This is a genomic window from Bradyrhizobium sp. dw_78 (genome assembly GCF_018449525.1).
Taxonomy (GTDB): domain Bacteria; phylum Pseudomonadota; class Alphaproteobacteria; order Rhizobiales; family Xanthobacteraceae; genus Bradyrhizobium.
In genome coordinates, this window is sequence record NZ_JAAVUS010000005.1 from 171,887 (window position 1) to 193,251 (window position 21,365).

Genomic DNA, 21,365 nt, shown 5'->3' on the forward strand with positions numbered 1-21,365 from the left:
TGCTATGCGGACCGGTCCTCCGGGTAGCCGATGAAGCTCGTCAGACGTCCGAGTCAAACGTCTCCGCAGCGAAGCGAAGACAACGCTTGAAGCAGCGGCAACACCCATAAGCTGGCTATTGGGTGCAGCCGCGAGGGGAGCCTTACCCGTCGTTTAAGCGATGTCCTTCACGTCATCCCAGATCTGTCCTGTAGCAATCGGGTCGAGTTGATGAGCCTGGAGAAGCGCCCATTCCTTCCAGAGCCCGATATGTTCTGGATCAGTACCTTCCTTAGATGCATTGATGACCGATGCTACAAACGCCCTAATCGTCTGCGCGCGATGGTAGTTCTCGGCGCTGTCCGTGAGTCGCTTCAATCTCGCGGCCTCAAGCTTGATAAGACGCTCACGCTCGGCCTTCTCTTGCTCGATCTGTTTCCGGATGGCCTCCTGCTTCATCTCCTCACGGCGCCGGATTGCCTCCTCGTAAACCCGGACTTGATGCTCTCGGTATTGCATCTCTCCCGCCACGATGATCTCAACTGCAATGGTGCTGAGCTGAGCCTCGAGCAGCTGTTCTTCGGTATCCGTCCACGAAATACGCTCGGTTTCGGACCCGACACCCCTAAGGATACTGAACTTGAGGCGCTCGACGTCCTTATCGTCGACAGCTCTCTTGCGAGTCGCTGCGCGCTCGAGCGCGATGGACAGGCTCTGTTGGCCGACACCAATGTAGATTGTGCGGGTTTCTCGCCCCTGCACGGTGACCGAGCAATCAAGTCGGCTCAGGCCGTAGAAGAGACCCTGTAAGATACGCAGGCGTCGCTTCTCAAGTGGGCCATTAAAGAGCGAGGAATACCAGGTCGATTGCGTCGCTTGACGAGCGTCGTCTTCTACCTGGCGGCGGAAGGCTGCGTGAGGTGGCGAGAGATTTTTTGACGCTACCACCACGCCGAGATTGCGGGCAACCCGCTCGCGCAAAATCTCGATCGGCTCCTCGAACACCGGCGCCACCGGCTCGATCTCCATCAAGCGATTATTGTATGCGCGATAGTCCCATGCACCGACCGTAATCTCATCCGATATTCCGGGCGGTCGGAGCGGCAGTGGAGTTGTCTTGACCTTCTGCCCGGCATGCACCTTGTTCCAGTGTCCCTGGGGCGGCAGGGGCACGAACGCCTTCACGCAATGCTTCCGGAGCCCATTGTCAGACAGCCCAAGCTTCTTTGCGGCGTCCCGCATCGGGCTGGACCAGACTAGGTCATGCAGCTCCTGGCGCGTATACGTTTCCATGCCTTGCCTCCCTCCGGGGGAGGAACCCAAGCGAACTATTACGACGCGGGCAAGAGGAAGCGTAACGATCAACTGTGATTTAGAAGGATAACTATCTGACTAGACAACGCTTCGCGTTGTCTGGCTTGCGGCCTCAGCCGCGCCGACCTTACCCCGGTTGTCCGCCGTCCGGTGATGGGCCATCGCCGAACGAGTATTTTTTGTTTTTTCGTCGGTTGGATTTGCACCGCTTTGCGGCCAGCGTGTAATCTTCAAAGTTGGAAAGATCGCTCGCTATTGACCTCCGGCACAGATCATGGGCACTCCAAGTGTGCCGCAGAGGTTGCCATCACGAAATACCTGTGCTGCGGGTCAGGGACCATGGCATAGCGGCTTTGCCGCTACCTTATCGTAGGAGCGGCTTGGGCAATTGTCCATTCGCTCCGCAATGAATTCTCCCAGCCCTGGCGAAGTCGCAGACTCCGAAGGTTATCTTGCCCGAGCTACAGTGCGGGCGATCCCACCCCTGTGCTAATCCGTCCCGACGGTTATATCGCGTTGATCTCTGACACCGGCGACGTCTGGGATGTGTCTGACTATCTCGTCGCTCGGCTGAGCCCTCCGCTCAATCGCGCGTGTCGCTAAGTCGCCTGCTCTCGACGCGGAGCCCATTGATAAGCACGTCCACCATTCGCCGTGTCGGCTCAAAATCGTCGACAGTGGCTGGCGCGCAAAGCCGCGCAAGCGCATTCCAGAGCTCTGCCGCCGTTATGTCAGCACGGATTTCGGTGCGGGCCCCCTCGACCAGGCCCTGCAATGCGGGTACGAGGCGTACTTCAAAGTCGTCGCGCAAGGATGTGTAGGCCGGTTCGCCGGAATGCAACGCCGCCGCCAGCCCTCGCTTGGTCACGATCAAGTCCAGCAGCCGCTCAATCCAGTGCGTGAGCGCTTCGAAAGGTTCATATTGCATTGCCAGGAGTGGTGCAGCGTCCGCGCAGGCGTCTACCTCTCGGTGAAACACGGCGACAATCAGATCGGAGCGTCTCGGAAACCTCCGGTAGACGGTTCCGACGCCGACCCCTGCCTGGTCGGCGACTGACTTCATCGGTGCATCGACACCGGATGTGGCGAACACGACCGCTGCAGCATCCACCAACAGGTCATGATTGCGCTGCGCATCGGCCCGCAGATTTCGAGCCGTTGCCGCCTGTTCCGCGATGTCCGAACTGCTCTTACTCACTAATCCTCTGCACCGAGCTTGATAAACGGAATTGCCTTCCGTATATAAACGGACGGCAATTCCGTTTATCATGGGAAGCTGTGCGATGCGAGTGTTCGTGACAGGCGCGACCGGCTTTATCGGTTCCTATCTCGTCCCCGAACTCATCAAAGCTGGCCACCAGGTCGTTGGCCTTAGCCGCTCCGACAAAAGCGCCGAGCAACTCGCCAATGCAGGCGCGGAAGCGTTTCGTGGCGACGTAAACGACCTGGACCGCCTGCGTGCGGCAGCGGAAACAGCCGATGGCGTGATCCACGCGGCCTTCAATCACGACTTCGGGAATCTGAAGCAACATAGCGAGGAAGACCGCAAGGTCATTGAGGCGCTGGGTGAGGCCATCTTGGGTTCGGATCGACCGCTCGTCGTTTCCTCGGGCACCGGGCTCGTGCGTCGGTCGAAGACTGAAAGCCCAGCAACAGAGACCGATGGTCATTTCAGTTCGGCTGAGTTTTCCCGCGCGGCGACCGAGGAAGCGGCGGACGCCGTCATCGCCAAGGGCGGACGCGTCATCGTGCTGCGGTTGTCGCAGGTGCATGACACGCGCCATCAGGGTCGGATCGCCCAGCATATCAAGTTCGCGCGAAAAAAGGGCCGGGTCGCCTATGTCGGCGACGGTCAGAACAGACTGGCGGCCGTCCACGTCACCGACGCCGTGACGCTATTTAAGCTTGCGCTTGAGAAGGGCGTGGCCGGTGCGCGATATCACGCGGTCGGCGAAGAGGGTGTCCCTATGCGTGACATTGCTGAAGTCATCGGCGCCGGCTTGAAGATGCCAGTCGAGTCGATCACGGGACAAGAAGCCCTAGACTATTTCGGCGTCATAGCCCCCCTCGCCGCGATCGATCTGGCGGCTTCCAGCAGCCTGACTCGTCGGCAGTTGGGATGGGAGACCCGCGGACAGGACCTTCTCACCGATCTTCGCGAGGTGGATTGGACGGCGGCCTAAGGGCCGGGCGCTAAGTCAATTGCACCGCGGTGCAATCAGGGCTGCCCGGCGCTACGCCGGGCCGCCAATGGTAGAAACATTGTGTCTATAATCTCGACAATTACGGCCTTCGAAACAGGCTTTCGCGTCATGAGCACTTCGTGGCGGAGAAGATCGAGAGGCAGGGACGATATCCGCGGGGTGATTTTGCTTTGATCCAGTTCTCCTCGAGCCACTCCGCGCTTTATCACCTCTTCGAACTTGCTACCGTCAGTCAATCTGTCCCTCAGATCAGCAATGCTTGAATTCGTTTCCGTAAAGTAGTCGTTCATGGTGAGCAGGACTTTTGTCATGGTCCTTGTGCCGCGGTCAGAGAGTTTCTGGAGCAGAGTTATCAATTCGGTGCGGACACTTCCAAGGTCCGGCACGTCGATGGGATTATTTTTGTTGTAATTTCGAATGGCCGCGACGGCCAGATCGCTTCGGCTCTGCCAGCGGCGAGCCAGGACAGGACGACTCGTACCCGCTCGCTTAGCCACGGCTTCCATCGTGAAGCCGGCATATCCATGGTCCAACAATTCCCCCCAGGCCGCATCGAGGATCGCTTCCTCAAGGGCGTCGCCGCGGCGCCGCCCACCTTTCACCATGCCCACTTTACGCCTCATAAGATGCATCCATGATTCTTATTGACTCTCCCTATCGCCGGATTATAGGAAACATTGCTGCATCTTATCTAACCGGTAGGCGACACCCAGCCAATCGGCATCGTTGAACAAACGGAAGACGGCATGACCAAAGTGGCGATACTCGACGACTACGCCAGCGTCGCGCTCGAGCTTGCCGACTGGTCGGCTGTGCGGACCAGGGCGGACATAACCGTGTTTGACCGTCACCTCTCCGAGGACGAGGCCGCAGAGGCGTTGCAGCCGTTCGATGTGGTTTGCACCCTCCGCGAGCGTATGGCCTTTCCGCGCACGCTGATCGAGCGGCTGCCGAACTTGAAACTGATGACGATCGTCGGCATGAGCCTGACGAACCTGGACATGGCCGCCGCCAGCGAACGCGGCATCCTGGTGGCCCACCCGAACTTCGCCACCCCCAGATTCGCCGCAGCCGGCAACGGCACGCCGGAACTGGCATGGGGCTTGATGATGGCGACGGTGCGCAATCTGGGCGAAGAACATCGACGCATGCGCGAGGGAGGATGGCAGACCACCGCAGGGGTGACGCTGTCTGGCAAGACGCTCGGCCTTCTTGGTCTTGGCAGGCTCGGCAAGCGCATCAACGAATACGCGAAGGTGTTCGGGATGGAGGTGATCGCCTGGAGCCAGAATCTGACCGACGAGGCCGCGGCAGCGGTCGGCGTGCGCCGCGTCGAGAAAGAGACTCTCTTCAGAGAATCCGACGTGATTTCTATCGGTTTGGTGCTGTCGGAACGTACGCGAGGTCTCGTAGCTGCACCCGAACTGGCCCTGATGAAGCCAGGCGCCTATTTGATCAACATTTCCAGAGGCCCGATTGTCGACGAGGCGGCTCTTGTCGCGGCACTCAGAGCCGGACGGATCGCCGGAGCGGGATTGGACGTCTATGACGTCGAACCGCTGCCATCGGATCATGCGTTGCGGTGTCTGCCGAACGTGACGCTGTCGCCTCACCTTGGATACGTCACCCGTGAACTGCTGGGCGCCGTCTATTCGGACATCGTAGAGTCCGTGACGGCTTGGCTGGACAGAGAGCCCGTTCGGATCGCGAACCCCGAGGCGCTGCAGCGTTAAGCTTCGACAGCCAGCAAATATCTATGATTGGAATGGGGATCATTATGCCTGCCACGACCGCTCGCAATCCGTTCCACGGGACCGTCCTGATCTCCGGCGCGAGTATCGCTGGGCCGGCCCTCGCTTACTGGCTCCACCGATTTGGCTTCGATGTCACCGTCGTCGAACGCGCCGATGCTGTCCGCAGCGGCGGCTATCCGATTGACGTGCGCGGCACCGCGATCGACGTGGTCGAGCGCATGGGTCTGCTTTCACAACTCAAGGCGGCTCATATCGACTCGCGCAAGCTCACCTTTGTCGATGCCGCCGGCGCAACGATCGGCGTCATCAGGCCCGAAGCCCTAACGGGCGGCGTTTCTGGTCGCGACATCGAGCTGCCGCGCGGCGCATTGACTTCGCTGCTGCATGAGCTGACGCGAGATACGGCGATCCACTATCGGTTCAACGATTCCATCGACGTGCTGGAGGACGATGGCGCCGGCATAAACGTCCGGTTCAAGGGCGGCGCGCAGGGCCGGTTCGACATCGTTGTCGGCGCCGACGGTTTGCATTCGAAGACGCGTGCCCTGGCGTTCGGGCCGGAGCAGCAGTTCAACCGTTATCTCGGTCGTTGCTTCAACCTCTTCTCCTTGCCCAACTACGCCGGTCTTTCTCACGAAGGGGTCACATATGCCGAACCGGGCCGCATGGCAGGGGTATACGCGGTCGGCGACAGCGATACGCTTCACGGCTTCCTGACCTTTGCGGCCGACGAGCCGCCGTTCCTTTCGCATCCTGATATCGACGCGCAACGCAGACGGACGGCCAAGGTGTTCGCCGGCGATGGCTGGGAAGTTCCCCGTCTGGTCGAAGCGATGCTGCGATCGGACGATCTTTATTTTGACACCGTCAGTCAGATCCATATGCCGCGCTGGTCCGCAGGCCGCGTCGTGCTGGTGGGCGATGCTGCCTACGCACCCTCTTTCCTATCAGGCCAGGGTAGCAGCCTGGCGCTGGTTGGCGCCTATGTGCTGGCCGGAGAACTGGCCACGCACGCAGTCCCGACCGAAGCCTTCGCGTCCTATGAACGAATCATACGGCCCTTCATCGAAGCGAATCAGGCGCTGGCGACCCGCGGTGGAGGTTTACTCCTGCCGCGTACGCCCGAAGAACTCGATGCCCGTAACCGCGCGTTCACGGCGGCGAGGTCGTCCGGAGAGGCCGAGCTACGGGGCGAGACATCGAGGCTCGTGCATAGCTCGCTTCAGCTTCCGGACTATGCGGGTGGTGCGGTCAACCCCTGAATCTCGCGGCGATCGACGCCTGTCGCTGCTTCGACGATGAGAGGTGTTCTGATGACAAGTCGATAATCGCCGCCAGGAAGTTGATCATAATGCCGGAATGCTGACGATGAGCGCCGGCTCGATCAAGGTCCGAGATTGAGGCAGGAGATTCCCGACGATGTCGATGAGTCAACTCTTGAACGCTCCACCCTAAGCACTGCAGATCGCTAGGACCGAACCGCGGTCGACGGTGGCTCCGCGCGTGCCGCCGTCATTCGCGTGCTTCCTTCGCCGTCTCGAAGGCGGACATAGCATCAGTCGTGAGCCTGCTTTGGCTGCCGTTCTGCGTCTTGGCTTGGAACGGGACGGTTGATCGCACACGGGCTTGACGCCAAGTCGCAAGCGACCCATTATTGCAGCCGACGTACGAAAGTCACTGCCCGGTAGGTAGTCCGGGCAACGCTGATGCGTTCGTGCAAGTGCTTTTGCCTCATTGCAATAGCCGCCGGTGCGTCTCTTGCCACTCTTTCCGCAAGGGACGATTCATGCCTGGATTCCAAGTTCTCATCATCGGAGCCGGTCTCGGCGGCCTTACCTTAGCCCAGTCGCTACGTCGCGCTGGTATCGGCTTTCAGATCTTCGAGCGCGACCCGAGCCCCTTCGACCGGCCGCAGGGCTATCGCCTCCATCTTGACGCGGACGCGATCAACGCCGCCAAGGAGGTTCTGGGAAGCGAGCTGCACACAGTGTTCGAGGCGACTTCGCAGCGGACACAGCCGTTTACGACCATACTGCGCACTGACCTAACGGTCATGAAGCGCCTGCCGACCGACGACGAACACGGCGAGGGAGTCTGGCCCGCGCAGCATGACGGGCCGCCAGCCCATGCCAATGTCGATCGCGCCACGCTGCGCCAGATCCTGCTCGCCGGCCTCGACGATGCCATCCATTACGGCAAGGCGCTCGACCGATACGAGAGCACGATCGATGGGGTGGTCGCGCATTTCACCGACGGCACGACAGCGCGCGGCCATGTCCTGGTTGGCGCCGATGGCGTACGCTCGCCGGTGTGCCGCCAGCGTGCGCCGGGTCGCGACACGGTGGATGCCGGGATCACCGCGATCTACGGCCGCGTTCCGATCGATAAAGCCTCCTCGATCGTGCCGAGAGAGACGCTGGAGGACATCTTCACGATCGCGTCCGATGAGCGGAAGGTCTTCCTGGGTCTTGGCTCGGTCCTCTTCCCAGTGCCGCCCGAACAAGCGGCTAAGCGGTTCGCGCCGGGCGCCGCCATGCGCCCCCAGGAGGACTATATCGTCTGTATCGTTGGTGGTCGGCACGAGTACTTCCCGGCCGAACTGCACGACGCATCCGGCGAAACACTGCAGCGTGTGGCGGCCGAAGTGATCGGCGCCTGGCCCGATCGCGCCGCGTCGCTCGTCCGCGCTGGTGAGCCCTCGGCTTTTTTCCTCGTGAAGATGTACACGAGCGTACCCTTCGCGCTAGACGCGCCGAGCAACGTCACCCTGCTCGGCGACGCCGTTCACGCAATGACGCCAACGCTGGGACGCGGCGCTAACGTCGCGATGCGCGATGGCGCGCTGCTCGGCCGCGCGCTCAGGGCGGTTGCGCGTGGCGAGACGGTACTGGCCAAGGCACTGGCCGACTACGAGCGCGACATGCTCGATTACGGATTTGCCGTGGTGCGAGAGGCGGCCGAGATCGGGCGCCAACGCATGGCCCAGAACCCGCTCCCCGTCTGACCGACAGCCGGCGACGAGCGGCGATCCGTCAATGACGACGAGATCGGCGGTGCGCGCACCCGTTGCCGACGTCGACTGACCAGGCGGCGGATTCGTTCGACCGGCGCTGAAAGTCGCCATTGCTCAACCCGCCGCCATTGCAGCCTTTGTCATGCGGACGAGACGCTCGATATACGCGATGTCGGAGCGTCCTTTGGTAACCGCGAGCCGCCAGTAGAGCGGCGCTACCAGGAAATCGAGGATCGTTTCCCGGTCCACCGTTGCGGCAAGCTCGCCACGCGCGATGGCTCGTTCGATTAGCTGTTGGACACGATCGCGCCGGGCCTGCTGGAACGGGCGGAGCGCCGTCTCAAGCGCTGGCTCGCGTCCGATCTCGGCTAGAAGATCGGTCAGGATTCGGCGGATCAAGCGATGACGCAGCACGCGCCGGAAGGCGAGCAGCAGCGCCCGCACATCCGCTTCTAGCGAGCCCATATCTCCAGTTTCGGTGAGCGTCAGGCCGACCCGCGAGAGGAGGTCGCTCGCCATGGCCGCCTTGGAGGGCCAGCGCCGGTAAAGCGCCGCCTTGCCAACGCCTGCCGCCTTGGCCACGCGCTCGAGACTGAGCGCCGCGTAGCCAACCCGCGACCATTCGGAGAAGAACGCGCGCGACAGCGCATCCGTCACCTCGACCCGCATCACGGCCGCTCCGCTCGGCTGGCGTGGTAAATAATTATCGTCGGAACGCTTGCGTTCCATCGTTGGCATCCCCAGTTGGATGGAACGATAGCGTTCCATCCATAGATGAATAGACCATGAACGACACGGTGAAAAGCTTCTTGGTCATGCGGTACCGACCTCTCGGCAGCAAATCCGCCCCGACGCGACAAGTGTCGTTGGGACGTTTCGCCGCCGACCGTCTTACGGAGTCGGGAATGCCGCGAGGCGGATCATGGAGCAGAGGTCGGCCCGGCAAAGGCCGAAGCGAGTAGATCCCCCGGCTGCTTCTCCGACATCGGTAGATTGCGGCTCACAAAGAACCAACGGACCGGAGAACACCATGAAGGTCGCATTCAGAGATGAGTCGTTTGCATTCGAATTCGTTCGCAACCTGGGCTTCACCTATTACGGTGGCTCCGATATTGGCGAGATGATCGCGACCGCCGAACGAATTATGGAAGGTGACTTCGAGAGCTGGTTCACGGAATGGGACAAGCTGGCACGCCGGATCTTGTCGCGCGCCGACGTCAGTTCGGGCGCAGGTCACCTGGAAAGCGCCCGCGAAGGATATCTGCGGGCCTCCACCTACTTCCGGACGGCCGAATTCTATCTGCATGGCGATCCTGCAGACCCCCGCATTCTCTCGGAGTCCAGAGCGTCGCAACAGGCGTACGCCGAAGCGGCGAAGCTCACTGGCCCAACCTGGGAGCCGGTAGAAATTCCTTACGAAGGGACCACGCTCCCTGGATATTTCTATAAGGTGGACAATTCAGGCAAGCCGCGCCCCACACTGATCTTCCACGGCGGGTTCGACTCGAGTCTCGAGGAGCTTTTCTATTTCGGCGCGGCCGCGGCGGTACGGAGGGGCTATAACTGTCTGACGTTTGATGGTCCGGGGCAGGGGGCGCCGATCCGTGAACAACATCTCCATCTCCGTCATGACTGGGAAGCGGTGGTGACGCCTGCCGTGGACTACGCACTGACGAGGCCAGATGTCGACGGCGCCAATCTCGCGCTCATGGGAATGAGTTTGGGCGGCTTCCTCGCTGCTCGTGCCGTGGCTTTCGAGCATAGGTTTCGCGCGGCTGTCTTCTTTGACGGCATGTACGACTTTCGGGGTCTGCTGCCAAAAGAGGCTGTCGCCGCTCTCGACGCGGGTGACACGGTGAAGTGCGAGAATATCATCCAAAAAGGCATGCAGAACAATACGGGCCTGCGCTGGGCCGTACCACACGGTATCTGGGCGTTTGGTGCGTCAGGTATCGCTGATTTCATGACAAGAACGAAGTCGTACTCGATGGAGGGTATCGCCAAGCAGATTCAATGCCCCTGCTTGGTCATGGACGCTGAAAGCGACGGGTTTTCTAACGGTCAGCCGCAGAAAATCTACGACGCATTGCAATGTCCTAAGCAACTTGTCCGATTTACCAGTGAAGATGGAGCCGAGAATCACTGCCAGTCTGGCGCCTTGGCTTACAAGGACGAAGTCGTCTTCAACTGGCTGGATGAAACGCTCGATCTGCACGGCGGACGGAAGGTTGACCGGACGGCTTTGTAGAATAGTGAAAAAGTAATGCCGACAACTTTCAGTAAGGAGGACAGACTGGCCCAGCCACTGCCACCGCGGCTGTCGCCATTCTTACGAGACGCTTGATATGTTGCAAATCGAGATCTTGCCCACCTGCATCGCGATACCTCCCGGCTACCGCCTGGCGCTGAACATCCGAGGCAGGAACTGCGAACATGATGGTCTCGGCGAGCGAGGCCAAGCAGCCAGACGACCTCTTCACGATGAAGGGGGGACCGTTTAGCTGCTCCTGACGGAGCTCATGAACCGTCTTCTCACCCGAGTCGATGACGGGGTAGTGGTCGTCGCACCAGGGCATGTAGTTGTTGGTGTCGATCACGATCTTGTCCGCGAGTTGCTCCACAGGCATGTTGTTCTCCGGCTTGGGGGGGGGGACAGCCACCACGACGAAGGATGGCTCATGGACCCACTGTCAGACGGGCCGTCGCTGCTGAAACTGCGCAGTTATGTGGCTGTAGCTTCGATCCGGCGAGCGGGCTGCAGGATTTCATGCGCTCGCGCCGTAGTTCGTTTCGCCGTCCCCCCAAGATATCATGTGCAGCTATTCCAGGATCGTCGCGCCGAACGATCGCGCAGATAATGCGAACGGCAAAGCATAGATAGCTCCTCCCCGATCTCCTACGCTGGCTATGCCAACCTGCGAGAACGGTCAGGCATATGGGGCTGCGCAAATTGGAGCGGCAAAGGCGGTTGTTTTCCTAGCCGCCAATCTTTCTAGTGATCCCTTCGTCGAAGCGGACCTGGCTGTCATGAATGGCGCCCAGATGTGCGAGCGCCCATTCCGCCAGATGGCGCACCGGCTCCGCCAATGAGCAGCCAAGCGAAGTCAACGCATACTGCACCTGCGGTGGCGTGCTGGAGCGAACCGTTCGCTCGACCATACCGTCACGCTCAAGCGTCTTCAGCGTTTTGATAAGCATCTGCTGCGAGATGCCGTTCACGCCGCGCTTGATCTCGTTGAACCGCTGAGGTCGCTCGTGAAGCGCGACCACCACCTGCACCGTCCACTTGTCACCGACGCGGTTGAGGACCTCGCTAACGCCCCGGCAATTGGTGCGCGATCCCTCGGCTACGGTCAATTCCATATGACTTGGTCCTGAAGATATGCGTTTGACGGCCTAATTTGTAGTCGCCTATCCAGGCTTGGTCAATTTTGTAGACCGAGCGGCAGATCCTGAGTTGGGGGACGGTGCTCGGGGGCGGACGGCAGTGAAGAAGGTGCTCGACGATGGCCCTGGCAGCCCGTAGCTACAAAGATGCGAATATGAGCGCGCCGTCCCCGGTTGCATCGGTGCGCTCGATTGTGCTGCCCGCTCCGGAGCGCGGTGACGATCTCCAGGTGCGGATATCCGCTCCGGTGGTGGGCGTCGATTTGCCGGTCATCGTTTTCTCGCACGGCTTTGGTTCGTCCATGGACGGCTACTTGCCCCTGACCGACTATTGGGCTGCCCATGGTTTCGTCGTGATCCAGCCGACGCATCTGGATTCAAGGCGGATGGGTCTCAGCGAGGATGATCCTCGGCGGCCGTCGATCTGGCGCTTTCGGGTGGATGACGTTAAGCGGGCGCTCGACAATCTTGACGTCCTTGAGCGTTCCTTGCCGGGGCTCGCCGGCCGTGTCGATCACAGTCGCGTCGCGGCGGCCGGGCACTCGTTCGGTGGTCAGACCACGGGGATGCTGCTTGGCGCCCAAATGGTCGGCTCTGAGGGCCAGGAGGAGCAAGACATGTCTGACCCTCGGATCAGCGTCGGTGTTCTGCTGGCTGCAGGCGGTCTCGGCGGAAAGGACCTCAGCGCGTTCGCCGCTGAACACCTCCCATATCTGAACTCCTGTTTCTCAGAATTGAAGACGCCGACATTGGTGGTCGCTGGCGACAACGATCATTCTCCATTGACCGTTCGCGGCCCGGACTGGTTCTACGATCCCTACTACCTGAGCCCCGGGGCCAAGGCCCTCCTCACGCTGTTTGGCGGGGAGCATATGCTCGGCGGCATATCGGGGTATACGGTCACCGAGACGACGGATGAAAACCCCGAGCGGGTCGCTCTGGTCCAGCGCATGACCTGGGCCTTCCTTCGCAGCACCTTTTACTCTGGCGATCCGGCATGGCGCGACGCATGCGATGCATTGATGGAACAACCCAACCTTTTGGGTCAAGTGGTGTGCAAATAGCGACAAACTCCACCACGGAGAGGCAGTCCGGTGACAGTGACGGACCCTGGGGAGTCGGTCAGACCAGGATGACTGGAAGGTTTTCGCACAGCTTGTCCCGCAACGTCCCCTTTCTGTAACTACCTCCGTCCACTTTTTTCAAGACCGCATCAAACCAAAGAACGAGCCGACAGGATGGGCGATCCGTGACGACACGTCACTCAAGTCGACGGTTGCCAACGAGACGGCGGTGATCACGCCGACCAAATCATTCGAAGACACGGTGGTCAGGTCAGCGGACAGAGCCCTTGCTGGTGACGAGCAATTTCTGCCGAATGGTTCGGCTGTCCTCGGCTGCGTCGAGCAGCACTTTGGCGACGTTGGCGCGGGAAACCTTCGGCAGGCCCTTGACCTTCTTCACCCCGTCCGTGGAGCGCACCTCCACCGCCTCAATCAGCGGGCCGTCGGTCAGCATCACCGGATAGACCCCTGTCCAGTCGAGGCCCGATTTCGGCAGACCAACCTCCGAGCGCTCCTTATCGCGAAAAACCGAACCGACCACGGTCTTGTAGATGATCCTGGCTGCGAGCGAGGCCGTTCGCGCCATTTCCCCCACGCCATAGGCTGAGAGAAGAATCAGCCGCGTACGGCCTGTACGCTTCATCGCCTCGACGATCAGCGGCAGGTTCGTCTGCATCAGATCCACCGGCTTGCGCCGATGGGTCCCGAGGCAACAGATGACCGCATCGACGTCGCTGATCGCCGATTGCAGGCGCTCTGAATCGGACAGCTCGCCCACCACGATCTCCAACCCTTCGCTCGCCCGCAAGGCGCCGGCGCGCCGGACATAGGCGACGACCCGATGCCCTCGCTTGAGCGCCTGCTCAACGACCAGTCCACCCGTCCGGCCGGTCGCTCCGAGCACAGCGACTTTCATCATATGCGGCGCCCCGTCTTACCGGCGTCACCTGTCACCAGTACGAGGCCGCTCACGCTCCCGGCTCCTTGGGAAAGCCGAAGCCCGCGGTCCATTTGTCCCGATCGCCGATGGCGTCGATGGTGATCAACGGGTTCCAATATTCGCGATGGCGGCGCAGCTTTCCGTCTTGGACTTCGAAAAAGATGATGAAGCTTTGATTGTAGGGCGCATCGTTGGCACGCGCGCGGCCTTTGATCGACAGTTCGACCACCATCATGCCGGGGTCCAGCATCGGGGAGATCCGCATCTGTTCGACGGCGTCGGCGGCGACCTTGCCGGTCGCTTGCTTCACGTAGGCGAGGATGTCGGCCTTGCCCTGGTAGGCGCGGCGGCGGCCGGCGGGTGCATAGGGGAATTCGAGCACCCCCGTCGTCGGCCCACAGATCGATCCATTCGCCGAGGTGCCGCTGGGTGTCAGCGTCTGATAGTTGCGCATCAGCTTCACCGTCTCGGCGCTCGCCATCGTTCGAACTCATGGGCTTCCTGTCCGCGCTTTGAACGTAACTCGCGCGTTCGAATGATCCAAGAATCTGATTAAACCAAATTTCTCACCCGGCATCAGCGAACGGGCCCTCCCGCCCAAGGTTGCGACCCAAACTCCGTAAGGGACCGGACGCGATACTGTACAAAGAACCGGCGCGATTCCCGCAGATTCCGCGCTAGCGCCGGATTATTTTTGGTGAGTTTGTGGTGAGTTTTACTTTCACTCACATCAGAACGGTTAGGCTAAGTCATTGATTTCATGGCGCACCCGACACGATTCGAACGTGTGATCTTTGCCTTCGGAGGGCACGCTAAGCGACCGCCTGAAATAGCAATTTGAGATGGTTGCATGTCCCCGCAACCAAGATTTGATAGCAATATCAGTGAATTGGCCCGCCTCTGGCGGGCTTTTTCAGTATGGAATGTAGGTGGCGAATACGATCCCGCCCCTGCGGCATGACTCACAGAGTGGGTCTGCGGCGCGTATCCTGACGAACTGCATGACCATTCATTTTCCGGCGACCGACAGCATCCATTGCCGTCCAGCGCGGCTTCAACAATGAGCATCGCAGGAGCGCGCTGCCCTGCGATCTTGGAAACGTTCGCGTGGCACGGATGGCGCGCCAACCTCATGGAGGCGGGATGTCGTCCGGGTTGTACGTGCCGGCCTCAGGCAGTTCACGCGGCGCCTGTGACGCGCCGATCCCGATTGGCCTGCAAGTAATACAAGCGCTTGGCATGAAGCATCTTCATGTCGGCGCGTTTGGCCACCTGTTCCAGCCGGTCGCCGGGCCGGCTGGTGGCGATCCCGGTCGAGATGCTCAGCGGGAGTTCGGGATAATACTGGTTGTTGAGCTCGATGAGCTCCGAGAGCGAGGAGAGAACAGCTTCTCCGATGGCACCGTCGGTGCCAGGCAGCAAGACCGCGAACTCGTCGCCGCCGATACGCGAGACCGAAGCCGGCTTATCGACCAGCGAGCCGAACACTTCGCCCGCCCGGCGCAACAATGCATCGCCAACGGCATGGCCGAGTTCGTCATTCGCGCTCTTCAGCCCATTCAGGTCGGCGATAATGATGGTGACCGGCCGCGGGCCCTTGCGTTCAAGCCGATTGAGTTCGTCGACATAGAACGAGCGATTCAAAGTGCGCGTCAGCACATCATGGGTGCCGAGATATTCGAGATAGGCTTCTGCTTTCTTGCGCGCGGTGATGTCGGTCAGCGCGACCTGCACCAGCGACCAGTCGTGTTCATGTTTGGGCAGCACCGAGAATTGCAGCAACAGATGCAGCTTGGTGCCATCGAGCGCATAGTTCACCACCTCGCGTTGCTGGAACAGCTTGCCGTCCCACAGATCGACAAGCTGCTCGCGAAAATGGGGCTCCATTTCGTCGCGGAATATGTCGGCGAGTTTGCGCAACAGCGTCTCTTTGTCGGGGGCGCCGAACAACTCGAGCGTCCGGCCATTGATGTCGAGGACGCGGATTTCGCTCATGCAGCGCGAAACGAACTCCTCATGCACGTCGGTGAAGACGCGGAAGTCCTCGACGCCCCGGCCGCGCACGTCATCCATCAGCCGTTTCACGGCGCTGAAATCCTCCACCCAAAGCGAGACCGGTGAGTGGGCAAACAGGCCGAAGGCGTAGTTCTCGCTGTCCATGAGGCGCCGCCGGGCGTTTTCCCGCTTGGTCACGTCCTCGATCGCGATCATGACGCGGTCCCATGTCTGTTCGTGACCGGGAAGGATCGTGCCGTTGAGCTGGATATCGAGACGCTCGCCGGTCAGCGTGTAATTGACCGTGTGGCTGGAGAAGCTGGCCTGCCCATTCCAGAGCTGGGCAAGTTCCTCGACATGGCTCTTGAAGGTGTCGTCGCGCAACACCTGGCCGAGATTGGCCGTTAAATGAGCGAGATCGCGGGCGCCGAACAGCGACAGGGTCTTGCGGTTGACCTTGAGGATGCGGATACGCTCCGAGCACTGCCGGACGCGATCGGGGACCGTAGCGAGGAACGTCTTGATATCGTCGACGCCTTCCGCGCGCCACTGTTCGAACAACGCCCGAACAGCGCTATAGTCCTCGATCCAGAGCGAGACCGGCGCGAGCTCGAACATTTTGGCGTCGTCATCTGGATCGGTGGACAAAGCAGACATGAAAGCCTTGGCGAAATGACCGCGTCAGATATTTCTCCACTTCTTTAGACACAACTCCTTAAAATTCCCTCATTTCACGCAGCGGCGATGCGCGGCGGCGGGAAGGGGACGCCGATCGCCGGTCGATCTGTTCTGGTGCGCCTTCCGAGGCGCCCGTGGACACCTGCAGCGGAATCCGGATCGGCCGCAAGGCACGCCGCTGAGCCCGGAACAAACTTTCCGTTTCGAATGATCACGCCAGCGGGGGCCGGTATCGGTGGTTGTGCATCCCCATAACCAAGATTTAGCCCGCTATTCCATTGGAATAGCGGGCTTTCGGGTTCGAGCGGAATGACGCTTCGGGGATAAGTCGGTCCGGCGCTATGCGCGATCGAGGCGGCGGCTCAGGATGAGCGCCAGCAGCGTGCAGGCCGCGCCGGAGAGCAGGTAGGCGCCGACGGACAGCAGTCCGAAGCGGCTGGCCAGGAAAAGAGCGACCAGTGGAGCGAAGCCGGCGCCGAACAGCCACGCGAAATCGGATGTCAGCGCGGACGCCGTATAACGATGCGCGGGAGAGAAGTTCGATGCGACCGAACCCGATGATTGCCCGAACGAGATTCCCAGCAGCACGAAGCCGAGCAGCATGAAGGCGGCTTCGCCGACGCCGCCCGCATCGAGCAGTTGCGGCGCGAATCCGCTGAAGGCGGCAATCGCCACGGCCGATGCCCCGAGCAGCGTCCGCCGGCCGATGCGATCCGCGATCGGTCCCGATGCAATGATGGCCACCACGCCGAACGCCGCGGCAACCATCTCGATGATCAGGAACTGGCCGGGGCTATCCTGCGTGAACAGGAACACCCAGGAAAGCGGGAACACCGTCACCATATGGAACAGCGCGAAGCTCGCGAGCGGTGCAAAGGTGCCGATGACGACGTTGCGGCCTTCTACCTGCAACGTTCTGGCGACGGGTTCGGGTTCAAGATCGCGGCTGCCGAACAGTTCGGAATATTCCGGCGTGACGACGATGCGCAACCGCGCGAACAGGGCGACGACGTTGATCGCGAAGGCGACGAAGAACGGGTAACGCCAACCCCAGTCAAGAAAATCGCCTGCCGACAAGGTGGTGATGAAGAAGGCGAACAGCGCGCTGGCGACCATCAGGCCGAGCGGCGCGCCGAGTTGCGGGATCATCGCGTACCAGCCCCGCCGCTTGTCGGGTACATTGAGAGCCAGCAGCGAGGCCAGCCCGTCCCAGGTGCCGCCGAGCGCGAGGCCCTGACCGATTCGCAGCACCGAGAGCAAGATGGCGGAAGCGTCGCCGATGCTCTGATACCCGGGCAGGAACGCCACCGCGACCGTGGAGGTTCCCAGCATGAACAAGGCGATCGTCAGCTTCGCGCCGCGGCCATAGGCGCGGTCGACCGCCATGAAGATCGTGGTGCCGAGCGGCCGTGCGATGAAAGCCAGCGCAAAGATCGCGAACGAATACAGCGTCCCGGTCAGCGCGTCGACATAGGGGAATACAAGCTTCGGAAACACCACGATCGAGGCGATGGCGTAGACGAAGAAGTCGAAAAACTCCGATGTCCGGCCGATGATGACGCCAACGGCGATCTCGCCCGAACTTACGCTGTCGTGAGCATCCGATCCTTGCGCATTTTGTCCGGGAAGCGGCGCGGACGCGGCGGTGTTTGCAATCATGGCGCGCTAGATTACCTTGAATTTTAACGGTCTTTGAAGCATGCCGTCGGAACACGGCAGGCTTCCGCTTGTGTCATCGACCGACGGTTTTAGGCATTGGGCAAATTGTCCAATGGGCCGGGGGACCCGGCAAGGCTACTGCAACCCGCTGGAATACGAAATTGTCGGCAGGCCCGCCTTGAAGCGTCTTCGCACCATCGCCCTTCTCCTCTCCGCCTGCGGTCTCCTTGGGGGCTGCAACGCCGTGGTCCTCTCGCCATCGGGCTATGTCGCGCTCCAGCAGCGCGATCTCCTGGTCGAAGCCACCATCTTGATGCTGCTGATCATCGTCCCGGTCATGGTGACGACCGTGGTGTTCGCGTGGCGCTACCGGCAGTCCAACAGCGCGGCGGTTTACGAGCCGGACTGGAACCACTCGACCTATCTCGAGTTGATGATCTGGTCTTTGCCACTCCTGATCATCATCTGCCTCGGGGCCATCACCTGGGCCAGCACGCATTTGCTCGATCCCTACCGGCCGCTGAGCCAGATCTCCGCCGATCAGCCCGTGCCCGAGGATACAAGGCCGCTGCGGGTCGACGTGGTCGCGCTCGATTGGAAATGGCTCTTCATCTACCCCGATTACGGCATCGCGACGGTCAATGATCTTGCCGCCCCGATCAACCAGCCGATCGAGTTCCGCATCACCTCCTCGTCGGTGATGAACTCCTTCTACATTCCCGCGCTCGCCGGCCAGATTTATGCGATGCCTGCGATGCAGACCCAGCTCAGGGCCGTGATCAACCGGCCCGGCGTATATGAGGGATTTTCGGCCAATTATAGCGGCGCCGGATTTTCCGGAATGCACTTCACCTTTCGCGGCGTCAGCGATGACGATTTCAAGTCCTGGGTCGCAGAGGCCAAGGCGCAGGGTACCGGGCTCGACCGGGCCGCTTATTTGACATTGGAGCGTCCAAGCGAGGACGAGCCGGTGCATCGTTATTCGAGCGTCGATCCGACCTTGTTCAAGGCCATCGTGGAGCTCTGCGTCGAGCCGAGCAAGATGTGCATGAGCGAAATGAGCGCGATCGATGCCAAGGGCGGGCTCGGTATCACCGGCTCCGCCAACCTGATGCCGTTCGAATATGACAAATATGCGCGGCGCGGCGCGGTGTTCGGCGTGGAGCCGTCCTATGTCGCGAGCCTGTGTACGCCCGACGAGCCGACCGGATCGAAGCCGGACGCGCCGTTCTCGGCTGTGCCCGACCCCGCGCCCGCGCGGCTGGTCGGCGCCGGTTTGCGGCTCCCCTCATTCACGCCCTTGCCGCCCACGTCAGGCCCAAGCGCATTGCGGATCGCGTTTCGTCGGTCGGGTTCCTAAAGCGGATCGTTTCATGTTTGCGCAATCTTCCTTTCTCAAGCTCGTCTTCGGCCGGCTCACGTTCGACGCCTTTCCGATCCATGAGCCGATTCTGGTCGTGACGTTCCTGGGGGTAGCCACCGGCGGCATCGCCGTGGTCGGCGCCATCACCTATTTCAAGCTGTGGGGTTATCTCTGGCGCGAGTGGTTCACCAGCGTCGACCACAAGCGGATCGGCGTGATGTATATGGTGCTCGGCATCGTCATGCTGCTGCGCGGCTTTGCGGACGCCTTGATGATGCGCATGCAGCAAGCCATGTCGTTCGGGGATTCGCAGGGCTTTCTGCCCGCCCATCACTACGACCAGATCTTCACAGCTCACGGCGTGATCATGATCTTCTTCGTCGCGATGCCGTTGGTCACCGGGTTGATGAACTTTGTGGTGCCGCTGCAGATAGGCGCGCGCGACGTGTCGTTTCCGTTCCTGAACAATTTCAGCTTCTGGATGACGGTCGGCGGCGGCGTGCTGGTGATGATGTCGCTGTTCGTCGGCGAATTCGCACGCACCGGATGGCTGGCCTATCCGCCGCTGTCGGGGATCGCCTACAGTCCCGACGTCGGCATGGACTATTATATCTGGGGGCTTCAGGTCGCCGGCGTCGGCACGACCCTGTCCGGGATCAATCTGATCGCGACCATCGTCAAGCTTCGCGCGCCCGGCATGCTGATGATGAGGATGCCGGTCTTCACCTGGACCGCGCTCTGCACCAACATCCTGATCGTCGCCTCGTTCCCGGTGCTGACGGCCGTGCTGGTTCTGCTGTCGCTCGACCGCTATGTCGGTACCGACTTCTTCACCAATGATTTCGGCGGCAATCCGATGATGTATGTGAACCTCATCTGGATCTGGGGGCACCCTGAAGTCTACATCCTGGTGCTGCCGGTGTTCGGTATCTATTCGGAGGTCGCTGCGACCTTCTCCGGCAAAAGCCTGTTCGGCTACACCTCGATGGTTTATGCGACGGTCTGCATCACCATCCTCTCCTATCTTGTCTGGCTGCACCATTTCTTCACGATGGGGTCGGGCGCCAGCGTCAATTCGTTCTTCGGCATCACCACGATGATCATCTCGATCCCGACAGGTGCCAAGATATTCAATTGGCTGTTCACGATGTATCGCGGCCGGATCCGCTTTGAACTGCCGATGATGTGGACGGTCGCGTTCATGCTGACCTTCGTGATCGGCGGCATGACCGGGGTTATGCTGGCGGTGCCGCCCGCCGATTTCGTTCTGCATAACAGCCTGTTCCTGGTCGCGCATTTCCATAACGTCATCATCGGCGGCGTCGTGTTCGGCGTGTTCGCGGGCATCTCCTACTGGTTTCCCAAGGCGTTCGGCTTCAAGCTCGACCGGTTCTGGGGGCTGATGTCGTTCTGGTTCTGGGTGGTGGGTTTCTACTTCGCCTTCATGCCGCTCTACGTGCTCGGATTCATGGGCGTCACGCGGCGGCTGCGGCATTTCGACGATCCGTCCTTGCAGATCTGGACCTTCATCGCGGCATTCGGAGCGGTGCTGATCTTTCTCGGGATTCTGTCCTTCCTGGTTCAGATTTTCGTCAGCATCCGCAACCGCGAGGCCCTGCGCGACCTGACCGGGGACCCCTGGAATGGCCGGACGCTGGAGTGGTCGACGTCCTCGCCGCCGCCGGCCTACAATTTTGCCTTTACGCCGCTGGTCCACGATCTGGACGCGTGGTGGGATATGAAGAAACACGGCTATCGTCGTCCGCTGGAAGGGTTCAAACCGATTCACATGCCGCGAAATACCGGCGCCGGCGTGATCCTGTCCGCGATCGCCGTGGTCTTCGGCTTCGCAATGGTCTGGTACATATGGTGGCTCGCGGCCCTGAGCTTCGTCGTTCTCGTCTTGACGGCCATCATTCACACCTTCAACTACGATCGCGATTTCTATTTCCCCAAGGAGGACGTTGTGCAGGCCGAAGGTGAGCGGACGCGTCTTCTCGCAGCGCAGGCCTGAG

Annotated in this window: 18 protein-coding genes; 8 read left to right on the forward strand and 10 right to left on the reverse strand. The window is 60.9% G+C overall.

What is annotated here, in order from left to right; genetic code table 11:
* Positions 1-153: 153 nt before the first annotated feature.
* A complete protein-coding gene (locus tag HB630_RS15165) occupies positions 154-1,272 on the reverse strand; it encodes a hypothetical protein (protein ID WP_213773064.1) in 1,119 nt (372 codons plus the stop codon).
* A gap of 604 nt (positions 1,273-1,876) precedes the next feature.
* Positions 1,877-2,491, reverse strand: a complete 615-nt coding sequence (locus HB630_RS15170; RefSeq protein ID WP_346656095.1) for a TetR family transcriptional regulator — start codon at positions 2,489-2,491, stop codon at positions 1,877-1,879.
* Between the two features lie 85 nt (positions 2,492-2,576).
* Here HB630_RS15170 and HB630_RS15175 point away from each other — a divergent pair, with 85 nt between their 5' ends.
* On the forward strand, positions 2,577-3,476 hold the full coding sequence (locus HB630_RS15175; protein ID WP_213773066.1) for an SDR family oxidoreductase: 900 nt from the start codon (positions 2,577-2,579) through the stop codon (positions 3,474-3,476).
* A gap of 35 nt (positions 3,477-3,511) precedes the next feature.
* Here HB630_RS15175 and HB630_RS15180 read toward each other — a convergent pair whose 3' ends face one another.
* Positions 3,512-4,120 carry a TetR/AcrR family transcriptional regulator gene (locus tag HB630_RS15180; protein ID WP_213773067.1) on the reverse strand — a complete coding sequence of 203 codons (609 nt, stop codon included), beginning with the start codon at positions 4,118-4,120 and terminating at the stop codon, positions 3,512-3,514.
* A 123-nt stretch (positions 4,121-4,243) separates the two neighbouring features.
* On the opposite strand from HB630_RS15180, the gene HB630_RS15185 reads away from it, so the two are divergent.
* The 3 genes from HB630_RS15185 to HB630_RS15195 all read left to right on the forward strand — a co-directional run bounded on the left by HB630_RS15185 (position 4,244) and on the right by HB630_RS15195 (position 8,255).
* Entirely contained in the window at positions 4,244-5,230 is a 987-nt protein-coding gene (locus tag HB630_RS15185) for a D-2-hydroxyacid dehydrogenase family protein (RefSeq protein ID WP_213773068.1), read from the forward strand.
* A 44-nt stretch (positions 5,231-5,274) separates the two neighbouring features.
* Positions 5,275-6,513, forward strand: a complete 1,239-nt coding sequence (locus tag HB630_RS15190) for an FAD-dependent monooxygenase (RefSeq protein ID WP_213773069.1) — start codon at positions 5,275-5,277, stop codon at positions 6,511-6,513.
* A 524-nt stretch (positions 6,514-7,037) separates the two neighbouring features.
* On the forward strand, positions 7,038-8,255 hold the full coding sequence (locus HB630_RS15195) for an NAD(P)/FAD-dependent oxidoreductase (RefSeq protein ID WP_213773070.1): 1,218 nt from the start codon (positions 7,038-7,040) through the stop codon (positions 8,253-8,255).
* Positions 8,256-8,378: 123 nt separating this feature from the next.
* Here HB630_RS15195 and HB630_RS15200 read toward each other — a convergent pair whose 3' ends face one another.
* Positions 8,379-8,993, reverse strand: a complete 615-nt coding sequence (locus tag HB630_RS15200) for a TetR-like C-terminal domain-containing protein (protein ID WP_213773071.1) — start codon at positions 8,991-8,993, stop codon at positions 8,379-8,381.
* 301 nt (positions 8,994-9,294) lie between these two features.
* Between HB630_RS15200 and HB630_RS15205 the strand changes: the two genes are divergently transcribed.
* Positions 9,295-10,512 carry an alpha/beta fold hydrolase gene (locus HB630_RS15205; RefSeq protein ID WP_213773072.1) on the forward strand — a complete coding sequence of 406 codons (1,218 nt, stop codon included), beginning with the start codon at positions 9,295-9,297 and terminating at the stop codon, positions 10,510-10,512.
* A gap of 28 nt (positions 10,513-10,540) precedes the next feature.
* Here the strand turns inward: HB630_RS15205 and HB630_RS15210 are convergent, their stop codons facing one another.
* Positions 10,541-10,891 carry a hypothetical protein gene (locus tag HB630_RS15210; RefSeq protein WP_213773073.1) on the reverse strand — a complete coding sequence of 117 codons (351 nt, stop codon included), beginning with the start codon at positions 10,889-10,891 and terminating at the stop codon, positions 10,541-10,543.
* A 349-nt stretch (positions 10,892-11,240) separates the two neighbouring features.
* Positions 11,241-11,627, reverse strand: coding sequence for a helix-turn-helix domain-containing protein (locus HB630_RS15215; protein ID WP_213773074.1), 387 nt, complete (start codon positions 11,625-11,627; stop codon positions 11,241-11,243).
* Positions 11,628-11,770: 143 nt separating this feature from the next.
* Here HB630_RS15215 and HB630_RS15220 point away from each other — a divergent pair, with 143 nt between their 5' ends.
* Complete coding sequence (locus HB630_RS15220; protein WP_213773075.1) at positions 11,771-12,715, forward strand: alpha/beta fold hydrolase; 945 nt, start codon at positions 11,771-11,773, stop codon at positions 12,713-12,715.
* A 271-nt stretch (positions 12,716-12,986) separates the two neighbouring features.
* On the opposite strand, the gene HB630_RS15225 is transcribed toward HB630_RS15220, so the two are convergent.
* From HB630_RS15225 to HB630_RS15240, 4 genes are all read right to left on the reverse strand, one after another.
* The gene (locus HB630_RS15225; RefSeq protein ID WP_213773076.1) at positions 12,987-13,631 is read right to left on the reverse strand and encodes an NAD(P)-binding oxidoreductase; all 645 of its coding nucleotides are present in this window, start codon (positions 13,629-13,631) and stop codon (positions 12,987-12,989) included.
* Positions 13,632-13,683: 52 nt separating this feature from the next.
* Positions 13,684-14,136, reverse strand: a complete 453-nt coding sequence (locus tag HB630_RS15230) for a PhzA/PhzB family protein (protein ID WP_213773077.1) — start codon at positions 14,134-14,136, stop codon at positions 13,684-13,686.
* Between the two features lie 698 nt (positions 14,137-14,834).
* Positions 14,835-16,307 carry a diguanylate cyclase gene (locus HB630_RS15235; RefSeq protein WP_213773078.1) on the reverse strand — a complete coding sequence of 491 codons (1,473 nt, stop codon included), beginning with the start codon at positions 16,305-16,307 and terminating at the stop codon, positions 14,835-14,837.
* A gap of 360 nt (positions 16,308-16,667) precedes the next feature.
* The gene (locus HB630_RS15240; RefSeq protein ID WP_213773079.1) at positions 16,668-17,987 is read right to left on the reverse strand and encodes an MFS transporter; all 1,320 of its coding nucleotides are present in this window, start codon (positions 17,985-17,987) and stop codon (positions 16,668-16,670) included.
* A 178-nt stretch (positions 17,988-18,165) separates the two neighbouring features.
* Between HB630_RS15240 and cyoA the strand changes: the two genes are divergently transcribed.
* Together cyoA and cyoB are read left to right on the forward strand one after the other, a co-directional pair.
* Entirely contained in the window at positions 18,166-19,347 is a 1,182-nt protein-coding gene (gene cyoA / locus HB630_RS15245) for a ubiquinol oxidase subunit II (RefSeq protein WP_213773290.1), read from the forward strand.
* A 13-nt stretch (positions 19,348-19,360) separates the two neighbouring features.
* Positions 19,361-21,364 (forward strand): cytochrome o ubiquinol oxidase subunit I, encoded by a 2,004-nt coding sequence (gene cyoB, locus HB630_RS15250; RefSeq protein ID WP_213773080.1) that lies wholly within the window; start codon positions 19,361-19,363, stop codon positions 21,362-21,364.
* Position 21,365: the final 1 nt, after the last annotated feature.

Coding starts and splice junctions, on each gene's coding strand:
- HB630_RS15165 (WP_213773064.1), bottom strand. CDS start 1,272: ATGGAAACGTATACGCGCCAGGAGCTGCATGACCTAGTCTGGTCCAGC.
- HB630_RS15175 (WP_213773066.1), top strand. CDS start 2,577: ATGCGAGTGTTCGTGACAGGCGCGACCGGCTTTATCGGTTCCTATCTC.
- HB630_RS15180 (WP_213773067.1), bottom strand. CDS start 4,120: ATGAGGCGTAAAGTGGGCATGGTGAAAGGTGGGCGGCGCCGCGGCGAC.
- HB630_RS15185 (WP_213773068.1), top strand. CDS start 4,244: ATGACCAAAGTGGCGATACTCGACGACTACGCCAGCGTCGCGCTCGAG.
- HB630_RS15190 (WP_213773069.1), top strand. CDS start 5,275: ATGCCTGCCACGACCGCTCGCAATCCGTTCCACGGGACCGTCCTGATC.
- HB630_RS15195 (WP_213773070.1), top strand. CDS start 7,038: ATGCCTGGATTCCAAGTTCTCATCATCGGAGCCGGTCTCGGCGGCCTT.
- HB630_RS15200 (WP_213773071.1), bottom strand. CDS start 8,993: ATGGAACGCAAGCGTTCCGACGATAATTATTTACCACGCCAGCCGAGC.
- HB630_RS15205 (WP_213773072.1), top strand. CDS start 9,295: ATGAAGGTCGCATTCAGAGATGAGTCGTTTGCATTCGAATTCGTTCGC.
- HB630_RS15210 (WP_213773073.1), bottom strand. CDS start 10,891: ATGCCTGTGGAGCAACTCGCGGACAAGATCGTGATCGACACCAACAAC.
- HB630_RS15215 (WP_213773074.1), bottom strand. CDS start 11,627: ATGGAATTGACCGTAGCCGAGGGATCGCGCACCAATTGCCGGGGCGTT.
- HB630_RS15220 (WP_213773075.1), top strand. CDS start 11,771: ATGGCCCTGGCAGCCCGTAGCTACAAAGATGCGAATATGAGCGCGCCG.
- HB630_RS15225 (WP_213773076.1), bottom strand. CDS start 13,631: ATGAAAGTCGCTGTGCTCGGAGCGACCGGCCGGACGGGTGGACTGGTC.
- HB630_RS15230 (WP_213773077.1), bottom strand. CDS start 14,136: ATGGCGAGCGCCGAGACGGTGAAGCTGATGCGCAACTATCAGACGCTG.
- HB630_RS15235 (WP_213773078.1), bottom strand. CDS start 16,307: ATGTCTGCTTTGTCCACCGATCCAGATGACGACGCCAAAATGTTCGAG.
- HB630_RS15240 (WP_213773079.1), bottom strand. CDS start 17,987: ATGATTGCAAACACCGCCGCGTCCGCGCCGCTTCCCGGACAAAATGCG.
- cyoB (WP_213773080.1), top strand. CDS start 19,361: ATGTTTGCGCAATCTTCCTTTCTCAAGCTCGTCTTCGGCCGGCTCACG.